The sequence below is a fragment of the Nocardioides sp. Z38_18 genome (assembly GCF_058215695.1).
On the sequence record NZ_JBZAJE010000001.1, the window covers coordinates 2,111,444 to 2,128,054 of the forward strand.

At 70.1% G+C, this 16,611-nt stretch carries 16 protein-coding genes; 12 read left to right on the top strand and 4 right to left on the bottom strand.

Annotated elements, in window-relative coordinates:
- Positions 1-2 precede the first annotated feature (2 nt).
- On the bottom strand, positions 3-1,070 hold the full coding sequence (locus AC4BGC_RS10230) for a DUF2776 family protein (protein ID WP_490543941.1): 1,068 nt from the start codon (positions 1,068-1,070) through the stop codon (positions 3-5).
- 202 nt (positions 1,071-1,272) lie between these two features.
- On the opposite strand from AC4BGC_RS10230, the gene gadC reads away from it, so the two are divergent.
- The 3 genes from gadC (at position 1,273) to AC4BGC_RS10245 (ending at position 3,610) form a co-directional block, all read left to right on the top strand.
- Positions 1,273-2,745: a glutamate/gamma-aminobutyrate antiporter GadC gene (gadC, locus tag AC4BGC_RS10235; RefSeq protein ID WP_490555507.1), complete on the top strand. Its 1,473-nt coding sequence runs from the start codon at positions 1,273-1,275 to the stop codon at positions 2,743-2,745.
- Between the two features lie 5 nt (positions 2,746-2,750).
- The gene (locus AC4BGC_RS10240) at positions 2,751-3,185 is read left to right on the top strand and encodes a hypothetical protein (protein ID WP_490555509.1); all 435 of its coding nucleotides are present in this window, start codon (positions 2,751-2,753) and stop codon (positions 3,183-3,185) included.
- Between the two features lie 74 nt (positions 3,186-3,259).
- Positions 3,260-3,610 carry a carboxymuconolactone decarboxylase family protein gene (locus AC4BGC_RS10245; RefSeq protein ID WP_490543938.1) on the top strand — a complete coding sequence of 117 codons (351 nt, stop codon included), beginning with the start codon at positions 3,260-3,262 and terminating at the stop codon, positions 3,608-3,610.
- On the opposite strand, the gene AC4BGC_RS10250 is transcribed toward AC4BGC_RS10245, so the two are convergent.
- Together AC4BGC_RS10250 and AC4BGC_RS10255 are read right to left on the bottom strand one after the other, a co-directional pair.
- Positions 3,605-5,863 carry a helix-turn-helix transcriptional regulator gene (locus AC4BGC_RS10250; RefSeq protein WP_490555512.1) on the bottom strand — a complete coding sequence of 753 codons (2,259 nt, stop codon included), beginning with the start codon at positions 5,861-5,863 and terminating at the stop codon, positions 3,605-3,607. The two genes, AC4BGC_RS10245 and AC4BGC_RS10250, sit on opposite strands and share 6 nt — an antisense overlap.
- Positions 5,864-5,910: 47 nt before the next feature.
- Complete coding sequence (locus AC4BGC_RS10255) at positions 5,911-8,157, bottom strand: LLM class flavin-dependent oxidoreductase (RefSeq protein WP_490555516.1); 2,247 nt, start codon at positions 8,155-8,157, stop codon at positions 5,911-5,913.
- 64 nt (positions 8,158-8,221) lie between these two features.
- On the opposite strand from AC4BGC_RS10255, the gene AC4BGC_RS10260 reads away from it, so the two are divergent.
- The 3 genes from AC4BGC_RS10260 to AC4BGC_RS10270 all read left to right on the top strand — a co-directional run bounded on the left by AC4BGC_RS10260 (position 8,222) and on the right by AC4BGC_RS10270 (position 10,278).
- The gene (locus AC4BGC_RS10260) at positions 8,222-8,569 is read left to right on the top strand and encodes a winged helix-turn-helix transcriptional regulator (protein WP_490543935.1); all 348 of its coding nucleotides are present in this window, start codon (positions 8,222-8,224) and stop codon (positions 8,567-8,569) included.
- 23 nt (positions 8,570-8,592) lie between these two features.
- Positions 8,593-9,612, top strand: coding sequence for an FUSC family protein (locus AC4BGC_RS10265; protein ID WP_490555518.1), 1,020 nt, complete (start codon positions 8,593-8,595; stop codon positions 9,610-9,612).
- Between the two features lie 63 nt (positions 9,613-9,675).
- Complete coding sequence (locus tag AC4BGC_RS10270) at positions 9,676-10,278, top strand: ion channel (protein ID WP_490555519.1); 603 nt, start codon at positions 9,676-9,678, stop codon at positions 10,276-10,278.
- Here AC4BGC_RS10270 and AC4BGC_RS10275 read toward each other — a convergent pair.
- Positions 10,275-11,138, bottom strand: coding sequence for a class II glutamine amidotransferase (locus AC4BGC_RS10275; RefSeq protein WP_490555520.1), 864 nt, complete (start codon positions 11,136-11,138; stop codon positions 10,275-10,277). The two genes, AC4BGC_RS10270 and AC4BGC_RS10275, sit on opposite strands and share 4 nt — an antisense overlap.
- Positions 11,139-11,421: 283 nt before the next feature.
- Here AC4BGC_RS10275 and AC4BGC_RS10280 point away from each other — a divergent pair, with 283 nt between their 5' ends.
- The 6 genes from AC4BGC_RS10280 (at position 11,422) to AC4BGC_RS10305 (ending at position 16,566) form a co-directional block, all read left to right on the top strand.
- Positions 11,422-12,441 carry a zinc-dependent alcohol dehydrogenase gene (locus AC4BGC_RS10280; RefSeq protein ID WP_490555521.1) on the top strand — a complete coding sequence of 340 codons (1,020 nt, stop codon included), beginning with the start codon at positions 11,422-11,424 and terminating at the stop codon, positions 12,439-12,441.
- Positions 12,441-12,926 (top strand): flavodoxin family protein, encoded by a 486-nt coding sequence (locus tag AC4BGC_RS10285; protein WP_490555522.1) that lies wholly within the window; start codon positions 12,441-12,443, stop codon positions 12,924-12,926. The genes AC4BGC_RS10280 and AC4BGC_RS10285 overlap by 1 nt, the downstream gene beginning before the upstream one ends.
- A gap of 180 nt (positions 12,927-13,106) precedes the next feature.
- Positions 13,107-13,976, top strand: coding sequence for a hypothetical protein (locus AC4BGC_RS10290; protein ID WP_490555523.1), 870 nt, complete (start codon positions 13,107-13,109; stop codon positions 13,974-13,976).
- 10 nt (positions 13,977-13,986) lie between these two features.
- A complete protein-coding gene (locus tag AC4BGC_RS10295) occupies positions 13,987-14,223 on the top strand; it encodes a DUF3099 domain-containing protein (RefSeq protein WP_490555524.1) in 237 nt (78 codons plus the stop codon).
- A 71-nt stretch (positions 14,224-14,294) separates the two neighbouring features.
- On the top strand, positions 14,295-15,059 hold the full coding sequence (locus AC4BGC_RS10300) for a hypothetical protein (RefSeq protein ID WP_490555525.1): 765 nt from the start codon (positions 14,295-14,297) through the stop codon (positions 15,057-15,059).
- Positions 15,060-15,099: 40 nt separating this feature from the next.
- Positions 15,100-16,566 (top strand): ATP-binding protein, encoded by a 1,467-nt coding sequence (locus tag AC4BGC_RS10305; protein WP_490555527.1) that lies wholly within the window; start codon positions 15,100-15,102, stop codon positions 16,564-16,566.
- Positions 16,567-16,611: the final 45 nt, after the last annotated feature.

The following is a 16,611-nucleotide window of genomic DNA, read 5'->3' on the forward strand; positions in this document are numbered from 1 at the left end:
CCTCAGTCCTGGCCCGATGACGTACCGCTCTCGAGGATCGAGACGATCGAGTAGAGCGTGAAGCAGACCGCACCCAGCCCAACCAGCACGTGTGCGGCGATGAAGACGTTGGTGTCGGTGAACGCAGCCTGAAACACGAACGCCGCCAGGAACAGGCAGCTGAGAGCCGTCACGATCGGGATCAGGGGCACCCGGTTGGCCAGGCTGAACGTACGACGCCACACCAGCGCGAGCAGGCCGACCTTGCTGAGAATGCTGAAGCAGACCAGCCCCAGGCCGATCAGCACGAACCCGGGAGTTCGGTAGTAGGGCTCCCTGTCCAGCCACAGCAGCACGATCCCCCAGACCATGCCGGCGGCGCCCATCGCGATCACCAACCACGACCACATCACCCGGTCGCGGAAACCGTAGGAGTTCTGGACCTGACGCAGGATGCTCCACACCAGCCCGATCAGGCTGGTGCAGATCATCGCGAGGCCGGCGACCACGTGCCCCACCGTGAACCTGCTCGGCGAGGTGGTCGCGAACAGGTTCGCAAACGCGAACACCCACGCGACCGCCGCGAGGAGCACCGGGATGGCGGCGAGAACGGCGACGGCACCTCGGGAGAACGCCTCCTTGGGCGGGGTCCGGTCCCCCGCCGGCTTGGCGGAGTTGACGGGGATCAGGCTGAACTTGGTGGAGGCGGCCGCGACGGTGGCCACGCAGCCACAGATCAGGCCGAGCCCGAGGACGACGTGCCCGGCGACGTACTCGGGGTTCTGGCCGCTGCCCGAGACGCCGGCGAACACGGAGATGCCGTACGCCGCCGCGGTGATCCCCGCCAGGTAGCCGAGCGCGGGGTAGAGCACCTTGTCGACGGCGTTGAAGCGTCCGATCAGCTGCCGGATGATCGTGGCGGCGGTGCAGAACAGGCACAGGCAGATCGCGCCCAGGAACGTGACCACCCGCCCGGCCACGAAGTTGCCCGGCGCATCACCTGCGTTCCAGACGTAGACCCCGAACCCGACGCACACGCCCATCATCGCCAGCGGGATGGCCCGGAAGATGACACTGACCCAGTAGTTCACGACAGCACCACCTCGGTGCGTTGACGGTCGGGCTGCGCTGCTGAGGCCCTGGCCGGGCGGCCCGCTCCACCGGCCCTTTCCAGTAGAGCACGGCGTACCAGCCGTCCTGCTGCCTGCGCTGAATCATTGATTCTGAGTGATGTCCGACGCAGCAGGGCCTTCTAGCGTCGAAGATTCACGGCAACCATCGAAAGGTATTGAGATGGCTACTCGGGACGACGGTCAGCAGCCCCAGGCTGCGCAGAGCTCGGCGCCCAAGCGCGCGTACATCAGCTGGACCTCGATGGCCATCCTGATCGCCACGGCGGTGGCCAGCGTCCGTGGGCTGCCGGCGATGGCCGCCTACGACTGGGCGTCGATCTTCCTCTACGTGCTCCCCGCGATCCTGTTCATGGTGCCGGTGGCCCTGGTCGCCGCCGAGCTCGCGAGCGGTTGGAAGGGCGGCGTCTTCGTCTGGGTCAAGGAGGCGTACGGCGACCGCATCGGCTTCTTCGCGATCTGGCAGCAGTGGATGCAGAACGTGGCGTGGTACCCCGCACAGCTCGCGTTCTTCGCCTCCGCACTTGCCTACGTCTTCGACCCGGGCCTGGCGAACTCGGGCCTGTTCACCGGCCTGGTGATCCTCATCGTGTACTGGTTCTCGACCCTGATCGCGACCCGGGGCGTCGACGCCTTCGCCAAGGTGGGGACCTGGGGGTTCATCGTCGGCACGATCGTCCCGGCCGCTGCCCTGATCATCTTCGCCTTCATCTACTGGCAGGACGGCGGCACCTCGCACCTCCCGGCAGTCTCGGACGCGGAGTGGTTCCCGAAGTTCACCGGACTGGCCAGCATCGTGCTCATCGTCAGCAACTTCCTCTCCTACGCCGGCATGGAGATGAACGCGGTCCACGTCACCGAGATGCGCCGTCCCAGTGTCGGCTTCCCGAAGGCGATCGTGCTCTCGGTCGTGCTCATCCTGTTCGTCTTCATCCTGCCCACGCTGGCCATCTCCGTCGGCGTCCCGAAGTCCGGGGTCAACCTCACCCAGGGGGTGCTCCAGGCCTTCGACGTCTTCTTCAAGCACCTCGGGATGCCCTGGGGAACGGTGGTGATGTCCCTGCTGATCGTGATCGGAATCCTCGCCTCGGTGGTCACCTGGATCCCCGGACCCAGCAAGGGCCTGCTCCTCGTGGGCAAGGAGGGCTACCTGCCTCCGCGCCTGCAGGGCACCAACAGCCGCGGGATGCAGGTACCGATCATGATGGTGCAGGGGTTGATCGTCACCGCCATGGCCGTCCTGTTCGCGGTGCTGCCGTCGGTGCAGTCGGTGTTCTGGATCTTGACCGCGATGGCCGTGCAGCTCTACCTGCTGATGTACATGGTGATGTTCCTCGCGGCCATGCGGTTGCGGCGTACGCACCCCGATGTGCCGCGCGGCTTCCGGACGCCGGCGATGCCGGTGATCGGGTCGATCGGGTTCCTCGCGAGCCTCGCCGCCTTCCTGCTCGGGTTCGTGGAGCCCTCGGGGAACGCGGACGCGACACCCCAGGGCGTCTACGTCCTCATCCTCGTGGCCGGCATCGTCCTCCTCGGCGTGTGGCCGTTCGTCCTGTACAAGCTGCGCAAGCCGGAGTGGAAGATCGAGACCTCCCCGGACAACACCCATTCCGACGCACCGGCCAAGGAGGCCTGAGTTCGATGACGACGAAGCGATCACGCGCAGCCCGTCCCGCAGCACTCCGGATGGCAGCCATGGCCGTGGGTGTGGCTCTGGGCCTCTCCGCCTGCAGCGCGGGCGGGGCCGCGAGCGGCCCCGACAGCGCCCGAGCCAAGAGCCTGGCCCAACAGCTCAACCGGAACCTGACCGACGCCGGACTTCCCAAGCTCGACGTCGAGACGGCGACCAGCCTTTACGGCACCGACGGCGGAGTGAGCTGTGAGAACGCCGGAGAGCTCCAGCACCAGCTGTCGCTGTTCCAGTTCGGCAACAACTCCAACAACCTGCGACGAGTGGTGATGGACCCGAGCCTCATCGCCTACGACCTCGCCGTCATCGAGACCTATTGCCCCAACAAGCTCGACTCGTTCCAGGAGCTCGTCGCGGAGCTCGAGACCGAGGAGACCATCCAGTAGGGCGATCAGCATCAGGCAGGCGTCCCAAGCACACACCGACCCCGGCGCACCTGTGCGCGAGACGAGACTCAGGCATGGATCACAGCGAGCGGCTCCACCGGCTGGCGCTCACCCAGGTGGCGCAGCTGGAGAGGGCGCCCGGCGACGCAGACAGCTGGCTCGTCCCGAACCTGGACCCGAAGACCACCGCCCTGGTGCGGCTCGGTGCTCTCGTGACGATGGGTGGTGGCGGTGTGAGCGCCTACGGGACACTCACCGACGGTGCGCTGAGCGCTGGGGCGAGCCTCGACGAGATCGTCGACGTCCTCCTCGTCCTGCTGCCGCTGATCGGCCCGGTGCGCGTGTCGACCGCCGCCACGAACGTGGCCCTGGCGCTGGGGGACGACATCGACGACCTGCCGGACGGCTGGTCACGCCCGTCATGACGCCGCTTCCTGCCCGAGCAGGCCGAGCGAGGTCGCCTGCTGGACCGCCTCGCCCCGCGAGGTGACGCCGAGCTTGCGGTAGATCGCCGAGACCTCGGAGGCGACGGTGTTTCGCGAGACGTGCAGCCGCTGCGCGATGTCGGTGATCCTGAGGTGCGTCTGCAGGTACGGCAGCAGGCGCAGCTCCGCGGGTGTGAGCGGCACGTCGTGGCGGACGCTGCGGGTGGTCGCGGCTACGGTCGTCTCTCGGAAGGCGGTGACCTCGTCGACCAGGGCCCCGAGTCGTGGACGACGACGCAGGACGTCGTCGATCTCGCGCAGGAGGTGGCGGGCGCTGCTGTGGTCGCCACGGGTCCAGTACACCCTTGCCAGCTGGAGGCGGCCCCTGGCGGCGAGGCATGGATGCACGAACGTGGCCCCCGGACGGGCCCGCATGGCGCGAGTGAGCAAATGATCGGCGTCCACGAGGTCGCCCTGGTGCACCGCCAGACGGGCCGCGGCCGCGAGCGGGAGCAGGCTGATCGCGTAGTCCTCCATCAAGTGCTCGTCCAACAACCTCAGCGCGACGTCCACATGCACTGTCGCCTCGGCCCACCGTCCGTCGTCCATGGCGATGAGGGCCAGACCGGACTCGCTGAGCACGACTGCGTCAGCACTCCCCAAGGCGAGTCCGGTCGCAGTCGCCTCCTCCAACGCCGTCGTGGCCCGGGCAGGCGCGCCGGCGAGCAGGTGTGCCTCGGCCAGGACACACAGAGCGGTGGCACGCCACGGGCTCCACGGCGTCTCCGCGGCCACCGCGGAGGTCGCGTCGGCCATCATCTGCTCGGGGCCCTCGGCGCACATCATGGCGCGCAGAATCGAGCGCGAGGACGCGAACGACGCTTCCCCTTGCCTCGGTGCAAGGTCGTGTGCAGCGTCGGCCGCCACGGCGGCCCAACGCTGGGCGGCGAGCGGCTCCCCCACCGACGCGGCGACCCAGCCGGCGAGCACGACGAGGGGTGGGTTGGCCGCGATCGTGGAGTCACCGAGCGCACGCAGCCACCGCTGCACCGTGGAGACGTGCCCCGCGGCGTACGTCGGCTGCACGAGCTCTGCGACCAGCTGCGCACACCTGTCGCGCTCCTCGGTGTCCAGGAGGCACTCCACCGCCAGGGCCGGTGCGTCGTGCGACTGGAACCAGTCCCCAGCCCGCACGTGCAGCTTCTCGATCATCTCCGAGTCATGCTGGCGCACCTCTCCCAGCAGGAAGTCCCGGAACAGGGAGTGGTAGCGGTACCACTCCCTGCGCCGGTCAAGGGCGACGACGAACGAGTTCGAGCCTGCGAGGGCGCGCAACCGGTCCTGGGAGTCCGACTCCTCCAGGACGGCGTCGCACAACGGGCCGTGCAGCTGGTCGAGGAAGGCGGTACGCCGCAGGAACCGCTGGGTCGCCGGATCGAGGCGGTGGAAGACCTCGCGCTGCAGGTAGTCGGCGATGTAGTGGTCGTTCCCGGTGACGTCGCACTCCCGCTCTCGCCCGTCACGTTCGATCAGGGCAGCCAGGTGCAGGCCCGCCGGCCAGCCCTCGGTCAGCTTCGTCACCTCCAGGGCGCGCTCGTGGGTGACCTCGACGCGCGCCGCCGCGAAGATGCGCTCCGCAGCACTCGCGTCCAGGGCGAGGTCGGTCGCGGTGAGCTCGAGGGCGTCCCCGTGGGCGCGCAGGCGAGGAAGGTGTGGTTGGGCGTGACGGCTGGCGGTCACGACCTGGGAGCCCGGCGGGATCGCCGACAGCACGACGTCGAGGACGTCGTGACACTGCGGTGAGCTGAGCTCGTGCAGGTCGTCGAGCAGCAGCACGAACGGCGCCGGAGCCTGGCTGAATGCACGCTTGAGGCGCGGGGCTCCCCGTCCGAGCGCAGCAGTGCCCAGCCCGGTCATGGCTGCGGCCAGGCCGGACTGTTCGGGCAGGGCGTGCTCGAAGGCCGAGGCGAGCAGGAAGAGCAGGGCGTTCGGGTCGTCGTCGTGCGCGTCGAACGAGATCCACCCGACCCCGCGCCTTTCGCGCCGGGCCCATTCGGCCAGCAGCGTCGACTTCCCGTAGCCGGCGGCTGCGGTGACCCCGACCACGGCGACCCCGCAGTCCCTGGTCGTGTCCGTCAGCGTCGCCCGGCTGACCAGCCCCGGACGTGGCTCGGGAACCGACAGCTTGACGTCCAGGAGGACGTCGTCGAGTCCGACTCCCGGCCGGCTGGACCTGCGGGGGCTGCCTGCCACCCTTTCAACTGTAGGCAGCACGGCCCAACGGAGAGGGTGCGGAGAAGTCAGGCGGCGGAGCCCTCCTCGACGTCGGCCGGGGCGATGAAGAAGTTGTCGCGGAACAGGCCCATGGGGTCGTAGCGCCCCTTGAGCTCACGCAGCCTCGCGAGGTGGGCGGGTGGGAAGGCGCGCTCGATCCACTGCGGTCCGGTGCCGGTCTCGAAGCTGAGGTAGCTGCCGGACAGGTGCGGGACGAGCCGCTCCCAGGCCGCGTCGAAGGCCGAGCTGGCGCCGAAGGCCGAGAGCGAGAACGCGGCACTGCGGCCGGCGTACGCCGTGGCCTCGCTCGGCACGTCGGACACTGCTCCGCCGACCGCCCGGATCGAGAAGTAGTACGACGTGCCCGCGTCGAGCAGGGCCGCGATCTCCGCCGCGAGCTCGGCCGAGAGGTGGTCGGCCAGGCCGGAGTGGATGTGCGGCTCGCCCCGACCGCGCTGAGGCTCGTCGCTGCTGAACAGGCCCATCAGCTGGTCATAGGTCGCCAGCGCGATCTGCTGCTGCACCAGCGGCGCGATCTCGGCGATCGGCTGCAGGCGCTCGATGACGGTGTCGGGGTCCTCGGAGTCCACGACCAGCATCGCCTGGGCGATCCGCTTCCCCTCTCGCCGGGCGCCGAGGATCACCTGGCCGGTGACGCTGCGGTCCGCGGACTCGATCTCCCGACCCCACCGCTCCAGGAAGGTCGCCGTGTCGTCAGCGTCGAAGGCGAGCTGCGCGAACGCGATCGTGCCGACCCGGGCAGCGGTGAGCTCGAAGGAGGTGGCAATGCCGAAGTTGGCCCCGGCGCCGCGCACGCCCCAGAACAGGTCGGGCTCCTGGTCGGCGCTGGTGCGCACGATGCGCCCGTCGGCCAGGACCATCTCGACCGCGGTCAGGTGGTCGATGGTCAGGCCGTGGCTGCGCGCGAACCACCCGACCCCACCGGCGGTCGCGAGCCCGCCGACACCCACGCCGCCGTAGTCGCCGCTGCTGATCGCGAGCCCGTACGGCGCGAGCGTGCGGGCCACGTCGACCCACCGGGCGCCGGGGCCGAGGCGGACCCGTCCGGTCTCGGCGTCGAGCACCTCGACGGTGTCGAGAGCACTGACGTCGATGACCAGCCCGCCGCGGTTGAGGGAACGGCCGGAGACGCCGTGCCCGGCACTGAGGACGCCGAGCGGCAGCTCGCGGTGCTCACGCGCGACGGCGACCGCGCTCTGCACCTCGGCGACCGTCCGCGGCCGCAGCGCGAGACCGGGGGCACCGCCGCGGAGGTAGCTCGAGGTGTAGCGCGCGTACCCCGCGTCCCCCGGCTCGACGGCGCGCTCGGCCAGCTCGGGCGGCAGCTCGTCGTACCCGATGCCGGGGAGCCGCCTGGCCAGGGCCGAGGCGCCACGGGCCCGGCCGACACGCTCGCGCACCCCGGAGCTCTCGCGTCCCTCGGCGACGCGCTCGCGCAGCTCGCCGGTCCTCGCGGCGAAGCGCCGCAGGCCGTCCTCGTCGTCGCCGATCACGATGAAGGTGCTGACGCCGTCCTCGAGGGCCAGGCGCACCAGCTCGTCGGTGTCCGTGTCCGGGGGGATGTTGAGCAGCCGCACGACCTCCGCGGGGTCCCGGCCGGCCTCCCGGGCGGCCTCGTCGATCACCGCCATGCCGCGCTGCAGGTCGCCGGGCTGGAGATAGGGCAGCGAGGGCAGCCAGCCGTCGGCCGCGCGGCCGATCAGGCGCAGCATCCGCGGCTTGAGCGCGCCCAGCCAGATCGGCACGTCGTGCGCGGGCGCCGGGCCGCGCTTGGCGCCGCGGACCCGGTGGTACGCGCCGTCCACGGCGAGCATCGATCGGTCCGAGGTGTCCCAGATGCCGCGGATGACGGTGATCGCCTCCGCCAGGGCGTCCACCGCCTCCCCGGGGGTCCGCCGGGTGCCGCCGTAGGCCTCGATCGCGTCCCAGAACCCGCCGGCGCCCAGTCCCAGCGCGGCCCGGCCACCGGAGAGCAGGTCGAGGCTGGCAACCGACTTCGCCAGCACGGCGGGCGGGCGCAGCGGCAGGTTGAGCACGTTGCCGGCCAGGTGGATCCGCTCGGTGCGGGCGGCGGCGTAGGACATCAGCGTCCAGGTGTCCAGGAAGGACGGCTGGTAGGGATGGTCCTGGAACGTCGCGAGGTCGAGGCCGAGCTCCTCGCTGAGCACTGCGAGCTCGACGGGCCGTTGCGGCGAGCCGGCCGTCGGCGTGATGAAGGATCCGAAGCGCAAGGTGTGACCGTAGTCGGGCATGACGCCAGCATGCGTCGTACGCCGACGAAGCGCCAACCGCGCGTAAGTAGGTTATGATGAGTAAGTGACTACGAGGAGCTCGACCGCCGTACGCCAGGACTCGATCGACGACGCCACCTGCCGGGAGGCCACGTCCCCCCTCGAGTTCGTCGGTCGCCGCTGGACGGGCGCGATCATGCTGGCCCTCGGTCGCGGGGCCACGCGGTTCGGCGAGATCGAGGCTGCCGTCGACGGGATCTCCGCGCGGCTGCTCACCGCCCGCCTACGCGAGCTGGAGGCCCACGACCTCGTCGAGCGCGAGGTGATCCCCACGACGCCGGTCTCGGTGCGCTACCGGCTCTCCCCGCGCGGCCGGGACCTGCTGGCAGCGATGCAACCGCTGATGGCCTACCACCTGCGCTGGGGCAGCTGACCACTGGGAGAAGATGGTTCCCGATGTCGGGACCACCTCTGATCGCACGCGTCCTGCGCGTCGGGCCGCACGCAGGCTCGCACCGCGTCGCCGCCCGCGCGTCCGTCTCGGTGGCGGTGCCCCTGCTGGCGCTGTGGTCGGTCGGCCACCTCGACTGGGCGATCTACGCCGCCTTCGGTGCCTTCACCTCGCTGTACGGCCGCAACCACGTCCACCTCTCGCGCCTGAGGATGCAGCTCACGGTGGGCGCGGTGCTCACCGGCTCGGTGCTGGTCGGTGTGGCTGTCGGCCTGTCGTCGCATCGTGACTGGCTCGCCATCCCCGTCACGGCGGCCGCCGCGGGACTCGCCTCGCTGCTCTCCGACGCCCAGGACTGGCACCCCCCTGGACCCCTGTTCGTGGTCTTCGCCCTCGCCGCCTGCGCCTCGATCCCGTCCCAGCCGACCGCCCTCTGGATCGCCGGTGCGGTCGCGGGGTGCTCAGCGGCCTTCTCGGTCCTCGTGGGCGGACTCGGCGCGGCCCGGCCGGGACGCCACCCGTCCGCGAACCACGCGCGGAGTCGGGTCCCACTGAGCGCGATCGCGACGCGCCACGCAGTGCGGGTCGTGGCGAGCTGCGCCATCGCAGGAACGCTCTCCACCGCCGCGGGCATCGGGCACCCCTACTGGGCGATGGTGTCGGCCGTGGTGCCGCTGACCCACCAGGACTTCACCGGCCAGCTCGCGCGGGGCGCCCAGCGCGTCCTGGGCACGCTGGCAGGCCTGGGGCTCGCAGCGGTGCTCCTGGCAGCCGACCTTCCCGGTCTCGCCCTGATCCTGGTGGTGGTCGTCCTCCAGGCGGGCGCCGAGCTCTGGGTGGGGCGCAACTACGCCATCGCCCTGATCGCCGTGACACCGCTGGCGCTGCTCATGGTCCACCTGGTCTCCCCCGCGCCGACCAGCACCCTGCTCTTCGACCGGGGTGTGGAGACCGTCATCGGGGTCCTCGTCGGCATCACCGTGGGCTGGTTCACCCGCGCGCCCCACCGCCACGTCACGACCTGAGGCGCCCTTCGCCGCGACTGACGATCCCCCACTGCCTGAGGAGCACAGTGGGAGAATCAGGTGATGGAGCAGGACCGCCGACGCTTCACGGTGGGCGAGGCTCGCGAAGCACGTCCTGCAGTCGTCCGACGCGCGGGCCCCGCCCGAGAGCTGACTGCCTGCACCGCGCGCATCCTCGTCCTGACCGGCGTCCTCGTCCTCGTCTACGTCACGGCGCCGATGGAGCCGCGCCTCGGTCACGCGGCCACGATCCGGTTGACCCTGTCCCTGCTGGTGCTGGCCCTCGTCGTCACCTGGCAGATCGTGCTGGTCGCCCGGTCGCCCTTCCCGGGGCTCCGTGCAGTGGAGGCGATCACGATCAGCGTGCTGCTGCTGGTGCTCAGCTTCAGCTCGTCGTACGTCATCGTGGACCGCGCGGATCCGCACAGCTTCACCGAGACGCTGTCCCGTCTCGACGCCGTGTACTTCACGGTCAGTGTCTTCGCCACGGTGGGGTTCGGCGACATCGCGGCGCGGAGCGATTCCGCCCGAGCGGCAGTGACGTTGCAGATGATCGCGAACATGGTGCTCATCGGGGTCGTTGCCCGCGTGCTCGTCGGAACCGTTCAGGAGCGCCGGCGGACCCTCGACGCTCCCGAGCAGGACCAGAGGTACGACGACACCTAGGCCTGGAAGGGGGCGTCCCGACCGCCACCACGGACCGCTGTCGGGGCGAACGGCAGCAGCTGCTGCTCGCCCCTCCGGATCACCAGGTACGTCGACTCGGGGATCTCCCGCCAGGCACCCTCCAGGTCGCTCAACGGCTCGGAGACCACCAACCGGGCGTCCTCGGAGAGCCCCCGCAGCAGCGGATTGTCGGGGTACTGCTGCTGCAGGGTCGAGACCTCAGTGCTGTGGAACAGCGTGCGGGAGCGTCCCTCGCTGCTGTACCGAAAGGCGTGGAACGACTCACCGTCGGTCATCCCGACGGTCATCTGCATGGGGAACTGCACGCCGTGGCGACGACCGGTCTCCTCGATCAGCCCCACGGCCCGACTCACGCCACCCACCGGGTCCTCCTCGAGGCCGAGGGTCAACGCCAGGTAGAAGCACATCTCCGTGTCGCTGGACCCCTCGATGGCGCCGAACAGGACGGGGTCCACAGCCATCGCCAAGTCGTACTTCAACCTGAGGAAGTCCTGGATGCCTCCGTTGTGCATGAAGAGCCAGCGCCCGTGCCGGAACGGGTGGCAGTTGCTCTGCTGCACCGGTGAGCCGGTGGAGGCACGGACGTGGGCGAGCACGCAGTGCGACCTGATGTGTGCCGAGATCTCCTCGAGGTTGCGGTCGTTCCACGCAGGCTCGGTGCTGCGGAAGACACCAGGAGCAGGAAGGTCGGTGTACCACCCGAGGCCGAAGCCGTCGCCGTTCGTCGCCTCGGCACCCATCGTGGAGCTCAGGCTCTGCACGATCAGCGAGTGCTTCGGCCGGTAGAGCAGATCGTGGACGAGCACCGGTGAACCGGTGTAGGCGAGCCACCTGCACATCGCGGACTCCTTCCGGGGATCCGGCGATCGAGGACCTGCTCGGCTCGCCGTGTGGCCGTCGCAATCCCGGCGCGCACCGGTGCGGGCATCCCCCTTCGGACGATAGCGCTCTCGCAAACACCGACACATCCGGCGACCAGGGGCGACCCGCCCTCGGAGGTCGTCGCCCGGTCACGAGTCGACGGTTCGGGACGTAGGTCCCCGTTCGGGCGGTCCGGTGTCCCTGCCCGGGAGCAGCTGGCCGCCCTAGCGTCGAGGGAGCGATCACCCGCAGGAGGAACCCATGAAGGCAGCAGTCGTCCCCCAGCTCGGGGCACCCCTGGAGATCCGGGACGTCCCCGTCCCCGTTCCCGGACCCGGCCAGGTCCTCGTCAGGATCGAGGCATCGGGGCTGTGCCACACCGACATCCACGCGGCCCACGGGGACTGGCCCGTCAAGCCGAAGATCCCTCTGGTGCCCGGCCACGAAGGGGTCGGCACGATCACCGAGATGGGCGAGACCGAGGTGCCCCTCACGGTCGGTGACCGGGTCGCGCTCCCGTGGCTCGCTCGTGCCTGCGGACACTGTCGCTACTGCGTCGGTGGGTGGGAGACCTACTGCACGACTCCTCAGTACATGGGCTACACGATGGACGGAAGCTACGCCGAGTACGCCCTGGCCTACGCGAGCCACGTCGTGAAGGTGCCCGACGGCGTCAGCTCGATCGACGCCGCACCTCTGACCTGTGCCGGGGTGACCACCTACAAGGCGCTCAAGGTCGCCCACCCCCAGCCGAACGAGACAGCGATGGTGGTCGGCATCGGAGGACTCGGCCACCTGGGCCTGCAGTACGCCAAGATCTTCGGCACCACGACCGTGGCGGTCGACGTCCACGAGGACAAGCTGCGGCTCGCCCAGGACCTGGGTGCCGATCACGTCGTGGACGCCCGTGGGGACCAGGAGGCCGAGCTGGCGGCGATCGGCGGTGTGGACGTCGCCCTGGTCACGGTTCCCTCCCCCAGCGCGATGCGCGCCGCACACGCTGCACTCAACCCCAACGGCCGGATGGTCCTGGTCGGCCTGCCCGCCGAGAACACGCTCGAGATCCCCATCTTCGAGACCGTGCTGAGCGGGAAGTCGGTGATCGGGTCCCTGGTGGGGACCCGCAACGACCTGGCGGACTGTCTTGCCCTGCACGCAGCCGGCCGCACCCGGGTGATCACCGCGCGCCGCAGGCTCGAGGACGTCAACGAGTGCTTCACCGAGGTCCTCGCCGGCGAGGTGCCGGCGCGCCTGGTCTTCGACATGGAAGGAGCAGGGTGATGGGCGCGCTGGTCGTCTACGAGTCGATGTGGGGCAACACCGGACAGGTCGCGAAGGCAGTCGCTCGTGGGCTCGCCGACGTGGAGGTCGTCGAGGTGGCGCACGCCCCCGTCCCGATCCCAGACGGCATCGACCTGGTGGTGATGGGCGGCCCCACCCACGCGTTCTCGATGACGAGGCCTGCGACCCGGGACGCCGCTGTGCAGCAGGGCGCTGCGCCGGGCCACGAGAAGCTCGGGCTGCGCGAATGGCTCGATCGGCTGCCGGAGTCCGACCACCTCGACGTGGCCACCTTCGACACCCGCGTGACCAAGGTGCGCCACCTCCCGGGCTCCGCGGCGAAGGCGGCCGGCAAGGAGGTACGCCGCCACCACCTGGGCCGGGTGGTCACCACCGAGAGCTTCTACGTCGTCGACAGCCCAGGTCCGCTGCTCGACGGGGAGCTGGACCGCGCGGAGCAGTGGGGCAAGTCCCTGGCCCGGTGACCTGCGTGCGCCGACTGGCCGACGGGAGTGGCCGGCGTGGATGGGCACTTGGTCCCGGCACAGCAGTCCCTGTGCCCTGGCCGATTGCTCCCGGATGCCCAAGGCTGAAGTTGAGAGCGACCGGCTCTCACCTGACTGACTTGAGAGGTCTCGCCAGGAGGGCTCATCGAGGAGGTTGCCATGACCATTCCGCTCAACCACCCGACCCCGACCTTGGCAGCCTCGCCTCCACGGTGGTCATGGGGCGTCGCTACGGGCCTGGTCCTCGCCTCGGGCATCGTGGCCTCGTCGGTCTACGGCTTCGTCGCCGCCGACCCCTACCGGGGAATCGCCCACGAGACCGTCGTGGCTGCCCGTGCCCAGGACCTGTGCAGCATCGGGGTCGCAGGCCTGCTGCTGGTACTCCTGCGGCGGACCTCACCGCGGGCCCACCTGGTTCGTCTCGGGCTGCTCGCCTATGTCGCCTACAGCTACGCGATCTACCTCATCGGACTCCCGATGAACCGGTTCTTCCTCGTGTACGCCGTCATCGTCACCGTCTCGGGAGCGGCCTTCCTGGAAGGCCTGCTGCGACTCCGCGCCGAGGCGTGGCCGCGGGTGCCCAGTAGGCGCCTGGAACGTGCCACGGGTTGGCTCCTCGTCGCGGTCGCCGCGATGTTCGCCGGCCTGTGGCTCAGCGTCCTGCTTCCGTTCGCGTTCGGCGGGGGTGCGCCCTCACCGGCCGGACCCGGTGGAGCGGCGTACCCGGTCTACGTCCTCGACCTCGTGATCGTGCTGCCCGCCATCGCGGCAGTCGGGGTGATGCTGTTGCGCGGGCACCGGGTCGCCGGCCCGCTGGCCGCGGTGGCGTTGATCAAGATCGTCACCCTGTTCGCGGCCCTGTGGGCCGGTGTCCTCGCCGGCTTCGTCGAGGACGGACACGTCACCCTGGCTGCGGATGCAGGGCCCAGTGCCGCCCTCCTGGTGGTCAGTGTCGTCCTGGTCGGTCGCTGGCTCCGCGCCCTGTCACCGCACCCGACCGAGTACGTGCGGCGGACGCTGCGGGTGTGAGACTGGAGTGATGGAGCACGACCGCCGACACTTCACGGTGAGCGACGCTCGCGAGGCGCACAGCGCCCGCCTGAGACGGCGCCGGCGCTGGTACCTGGCCCTGATGGGCACCTGCATCACCCTGATCGCGCTGGCGTGGGGCCTGGTCCGGCTCTGGTCCACGACGGCGGCTGTGGTGATGTCCGCCGTCGCGGCGGTCATCCCACCGCTCGCGGTGATGATCGCCAACTGGGACGAGGACCGCTGAGAGCAGCAGCCAAGATCGTGTCCCACGGCGTGAGAACTCGCAGGTCACCGCTGGGTTCGCAGTGAAACATCGTGGACGTGCGCCTCGACCTGCTCCTGCTCTGGCTTCCGGACGACGGTCCGATGACCCTGAGCGTCCGGCGCGCGATGTTCTTCCCGCTCGGCATGGGGCTGATCTGTCTCGCTGCGGTGTCGCTGGGCGTCGCCATGTCCGAGGACCTCAGCGAAACACCACAGGCAGGCTTCCTGCTCGTCGCCGCCTGTCAGCTGTGGGTCGCGGCGCAGCTGGTCCGGGGGCGCTCAGGCCTTGTGAACGTGACTTTGCTCGGCTTGACGGTGCTGTGCAGCCTGCCCCTTTCCGGCGTTGCCGGAACCCCGCTTCGCTTCCCGAGCGATCTGGTCCTCGTGGCCTACTGCCTGTGCTGCGCCATGACGTTCAGGCCGCCGGTGGTCGCGCTGTGCCTGGCGCCCGCGTTCTACGCCTACGTCTTCCTCCAGCCGGGCGCCCAGGGTGCAGACGTGCTGTCGACCTCACTGGACACCCTCGTGCTCAACGCGTGCACCGTGATCGCCTGCTCAGCCTTCGGGGCGTCCGTGGTGTCCGCTGCGCGCAGCGCGGATCGGTCCGCCGCAGCCGCTGCGGCCGCCGAGCTGGACCTCGAACGCAAGGAGACCGAGGCTGCTGCGGCCGACGCGGTCCGGCGCGTCCTGCACGACGACGTGCTCAGCGCCCTGCGAGCGGTCTCGGAGCTGCCGTTCGAGGACCGTCTCTTGGTACGCCGCGCCTGCAAGGAGGCTGTCCGCTCGGTCGCTTCCTTCGATCGAGCAGATGCCTAGTCGAGCAGCCCCTCGCACCCAGGTCTCGTTCGATGCCTGGGTGCGAGAGCTCCGGACCACTCTGGAGGCCGAGAGCGCCCTCCGGGTGCGACTGCGGCTCGACACGACCGATGACGCCTGCGTCGTACCCACCGGCGTCCTGGCCGCTCTTCGAGGAGCGAGCCGCGAGGCCTGTCGCAACGCCGTGCGCCATGCAGGCGTGGACGAGGTCGAGCTGAACGTGCACGCCGACGCGTCGGGGGTGCGGGTCCAGGTCGTGGACCACGGTCGCCCCATCAGCGGAGCCTTGACCGGCTTCGGCATCAAGCACTCGATCCTGGGACGGATGGCAACCGCAGGTGGCCACGCGACGGTCACCCATGACCCCCGGGACGGCACCACGGTGACCCTGACCTGGTCACCGCGCGCAGAACCGCAGCCGGCCCGAGCGACGACCGCCACGCACTACGAGAACATCTGGGCAGCCACGGGAAACAGGCGCGTTGCCCGACGGATCGTCGCGCCCATGGTGGTCGCCCACCTGATCCTGGCCGCGCGCCACACCGACGAGGCGAGTCACCCGCTGCCGTTGGCGATGCTCGCCCCGACGCTGGTGGTCGTGCTGGTCTGCGCCGTCCGCAGCATCGAGACCCGGGCGCCCACCGTGCTGGGGCTGACGTCGTGGAGCTGTGGGCTCAGCGCCCTGACGGGTATCGGTCTCTACCTCGCAGGGCCGGGCGCGACGCAGGGATACGCGTCGTGGCCGATCGCCCTGGCGGAGCTGCCGCTGTTCATCTTCGCCTACTTCGTACCCCTCCGACTGCTCTGGCTGCTGACCGTCCCGCAGCTGCTCACGGTGTGGCTGAGCATCTGGATCGACCCCTCGACCTCGACCCTGCAGGCCACCGGGGCCCTGCAGGCCACGTTCACACCGGCAGTGTGCTCCTGCCTCATCGGCGCCTTCGTCAGCCGGGCCGGTCGCGTCGTGGACCGGGAGCGCAGGCGCCTCCAGGTCGCCATGGCCGCCAGCCATGAGCAGAAGTCCTTGGTGGAGGCATCCGACCGGCACCTCGCCATGACCAGGGACGAGATCGCCCCGTGGCTGGACCAGATCGCGGAAGGCTCGCTGAGCCACAGCGACCCGAAGTCGCGGGAACGAGCCCGAACCCTGCAGCACCTGGCCCGCGACGACCTCTACATCCCGGGTTTCTACACCCCTGAGCTCCGGCGCCAGGTTCAGCTCTTCCGCACGGCCGGCGGCCGGATCGACATCCGCCCCGGCTTCGACGCCGAGCGCGACACCGCCCTCGGCAGGGCGCTCCTCGCTGCCGTCCTGCCCGATCTGTCCCCGGAGCACCAGCTCAGGCTGACGAGCAGTACGACGGGGACGAGACCAGCTGCCCGCCTCGTCGTCATCCCTCCCTTGCCGCAAGAGGCTCTGGCCCAGGTGGTCTCCTCCCAGACCGACCGGGACCTGCACGTGGAGTCGGACGCCTATGCCACGACTCTCACGCTGTCCGAGAAGTGAGCCTGAACGTGCGGCGCACCGCTGCGCTGTTCAGGAACCGATTCA